Annotated in this window: 5 protein-coding genes and 1 pseudogene; all 6 read right to left on the reverse strand. The window is 73.2% G+C overall.

Annotation, left to right across the window (positions count from 1 at the left end; genetic code table 11):
• Positions 1–90: 90 nt before the first annotated feature.
• Positions 91–759, reverse strand: coding sequence for a hypothetical protein (locus tag ACTUAL_RS06065; protein ID WP_440899549.1), 669 nt, complete (start codon positions 757–759; stop codon positions 91–93).
• 68 nt (positions 760–827) lie between these two features.
• Positions 828–1,346 carry a hypothetical protein gene (locus ACTUAL_RS06070; protein ID WP_440899550.1) on the reverse strand — a complete coding sequence of 173 codons (519 nt, stop codon included), beginning with the start codon at positions 1,344–1,346 and terminating at the stop codon, positions 828–830.
• The gene (locus ACTUAL_RS06075) at positions 1,343–1,795 is read right to left on the reverse strand and encodes an NUDIX domain-containing protein (RefSeq protein ID WP_440899551.1); all 453 of its coding nucleotides are present in this window, start codon (positions 1,793–1,795) and stop codon (positions 1,343–1,345) included. Before ACTUAL_RS06075 ends, ACTUAL_RS06070 begins: the two co-directional genes overlap by 4 nt.
• Before the next feature lie 135 nt (positions 1,796–1,930).
• Positions 1,931–2,203: a hypothetical protein gene (locus tag ACTUAL_RS06080; protein WP_440899552.1), complete on the reverse strand. Its 273-nt coding sequence runs from the start codon at positions 2,201–2,203 to the stop codon at positions 1,931–1,933.
• A gap of 79 nt (positions 2,204–2,282) precedes the next feature.
• Positions 2,283–2,462: a hypothetical protein gene (locus tag ACTUAL_RS06085; protein ID WP_440899553.1), complete on the reverse strand. Its 180-nt coding sequence runs from the start codon at positions 2,460–2,462 to the stop codon at positions 2,283–2,285.
• Positions 2,463–2,529: 67 nt separating this feature from the next.
• A pseudogene (locus ACTUAL_RS06090) lies at positions 2,530–2,792 on the reverse strand (hypothetical protein); the annotation flags it as partial.

The following is a 2,792-nucleotide window of genomic DNA, read 5'->3' on the forward strand; positions in this document are numbered from 1 at the left end:
CTCGGGCGTCGGCGGGGGCGCGGTGTCCACGGGGGTGTCCTCTCTGGGCGGTGGGCCCGGCGCACGAGGCGCCGGGCCGGATGGGGCGGGTTAGAGGCGGCGCAGCCGCAGGAACAGCCAAGCGCCGACAAGGCCCTTGACGATCAGCTGCCCGTCGAGGGCGTAGGTCGGCACGACGAGGGCGTGCCAAGCGGCCTGCCCGCAGACGTAGGCCGCCATCCCGAGCAGGAGCACGTCCAGGAACCCGGTCACCTCGCGCCCGGCCCACCGCAGCGCGGTGGCGGCCCTGCTCTTGAGCGATGGGGCGCAGGACGGGGTGCAGACGTGGGCCGAGGACTTCAGCCCTGCCACCGTGAGCGCCTCGTCCAGCAGGTCGGGGTCGCCGGGGTACTCGGGGTGCCAGGCGGGCAGCCGGTCCAGCGGGAACCACTCGGCGTGCCCGCCCTCGGCGGGGGCCAGTTCGGGCAGCGCGCCCCGGTCGAGCACGCTCCACGACAGGGCGTCGGACTCCGGGCCGCGCAGCAGGACCGGGTTGAGGCGGTCGGCGCTGCTGTAGGACAGGTGCAGGCCGGTGGTCTCGCGCAGCCGATCGGTCAGGTGGGACAGCGGCTGGACATCCAGCTCGCCGCCGCCGGGCTTGTCACCGGGCAGCCGCCATCCCTGCCCCGGCTCGTCCGTGATCAGCAGGACGTGCAGGCGCTGGTGCCGGTCGTAGGCGAGCACGACCGCGGTCGCGGGGGGATTGATCATCATGGTCATGGGAGTGCTCCTCGGTCAGTCGCGGCGCAGGACGCCGACGGCGTCGGCCAGGGCCTCGATCTCGTCGTTCACAGGTCCCCCGCCCCGACCAGGAGCAGGTGCTCACCGGCGGTCTTCGCATAGCGGCGCCCGTCCTGGAGAGCGGAGAAGGACCGGGCCTCGCGAAGGTCCTTGCAGGCACCCACGGCGTCCTTGATCTCCATGCGCACGGCGTACGACGACAGCATGATCAACCGGGCCTGCGGCCCCGAGAGCGCCGACCGGGCGGCGTGCGAGGCGGCCCGCGCCTCCGCGATCTGCTCGGCGGTGGGGTCGAGGTGGTCCACCCGGACGCCCACGGCGTCCAGCTCGGCGCGCACGACGGCCGGGTCCTCGCCGCGGTCGAGTGCGGCCCGCACCAGCCGCAGGGACACCAGCACGAACATGCAGCGCCGGTAGTCCTCCAGCGCCCCGTGCAGCGCGGTGAACGCCGACATGCGCTCCTCGCGGCGGGTGCGGCGGTCCTGCACGCGGCCGGTGGCGCGCACGGCCAGCAGGGTGCCCGCGACCGTGACGAGTTGGGTGGCGATGGCCTGCACGGTGTTCACGACGCCTCCAGCGGGCCACGCACGTGCAGCGGGCGGAGCAGCGCGTCGGCGTCGCGCACGATCTGCTCGTGGTCGAACGCCCAGTCCAGCCCGGCGCTGACGAACTCGGGCCTGGTGAACCAGCGGGCCTCGGCCGCGTCGTCGGCGCCGCGCACCGACGGGCAGTCGGGCAGCACGACCGCATACGCGGCGGTGACGACCCGGCCTCGCGGGTCGCGGCCGACCTGGTCGTAGACACCGACCAGGCGCAGCGCGGCGTCCTCGCGCAGGTCGAGGTTGAGGCCGGTCTCCTCGGCCAGCTCGCGCACCGCGGCGGCCCGGCTGGTCTCGTGCCGCTCGACGTAGCCGCCGGGCAGCGCCCAGCAGCCGGGATAGGCGTCGCTGTCGTCGGCGCGGCGGATCAGCAGCAGGCACGGGGTGTCCTGCTGGTCGAGGCCGATCACCACCATTTCGGCGGTTTAGCTGATGGTGGGCCGCTGGCCCTCGGTCTCGGTACTGCCCGGTTTCCCCTGTCCGACCTGGCTGGGATGGAAGATCACGTGCCCCGGTGGGGCCGCCCCCGCGCCCGCGGGGCGTGAGGTAGGTCAGGAGAAGTCCTTGGCGGACCAGCACTTGCCGGTGGCGACCTCGACCACGGCCATCGGGCCCTCGCCGATGTAGTCGCCGATCTGGTTGCGGGCGTCCTCGCGGTCCTCGCACGGGCTGCCCCAGGCCGGGCCGTGGATCTCCTTGTTGAGGGCGGTGTCGATCCGCTCGCCGGTGACGTAGGTCAGGCCGAACTGGTAGGCCTGCTCGTCTCGCGCCGCCTGGTCCTTGACGGCCTTGGTGATCTTCTGGATGTCGGACGTGTTCAGCACGGTGTTCTCCTCGGGGGCGGGTTGCTGGCGCCCTCGGGATCGGAGGGCCTCCCCCGCAACGCGGGGACGAGCGGCTGGGTCAGCAGGTGTCGCGGTCCAGGTCGACCGGGGTGCGCTGGCACGTGCAGGTGACCGCCTCGTGCGCCCACGGGTCGGTGTCGCTGGGGTGGCTGCCGGTGACCTCGGTGCAGCCGGTGCGGTCGTGCAGGTCACGTGGGTGGCCGCACGAGGTGGTCGTGGTGTTGTCGGGCTGCTCCACGTAGAGCTCCTTCCAGTAGCGGTCCCCAGAGCGGGGCTCCCCCGCGTGCACGGGGACGGGAGGGGCGCTAGTCGGCGTCGATCGCGAGCAGGTGCTTGTCCTCGTCGCCGATCCGGATCGCGGCGGTGTGGTCGGCGTCTGTGAGGACCTTGCGATTGGAGTCGGGGGCCAGGTGGATCTGGCCGCCGCGCAGCAACTCGCACAGAACCGCGTCCTGCTCGTCGCGGCTGCCGGGCAGCTCGGGGCGGAGCCGGGCGAGGCGAACCCAGTCCTGGGGCTTGGTGGAGAGCCGCTGGTAGGTGTCCCGGACGGCTGTCTGGATGGCGGACA

It is taken from the genome of Actinosynnema sp., from assembly GCF_052038725.1.

Bases quoted from the DNA above. Each gene is read 5' to 3' on its own strand.
- ACTUAL_RS06065 (WP_440899549.1), bottom strand. From the start codon at position 759: ATGACCATGATGATCAATCCCCCCGCGACCGCGGTCGTGCTCGCCTAC.
- ACTUAL_RS06075 (WP_440899551.1), bottom strand. From the start codon at position 1,795: ATGGTGGTGATCGGCCTCGACCAGCAGGACACCCCGTGCCTGCTGCTG.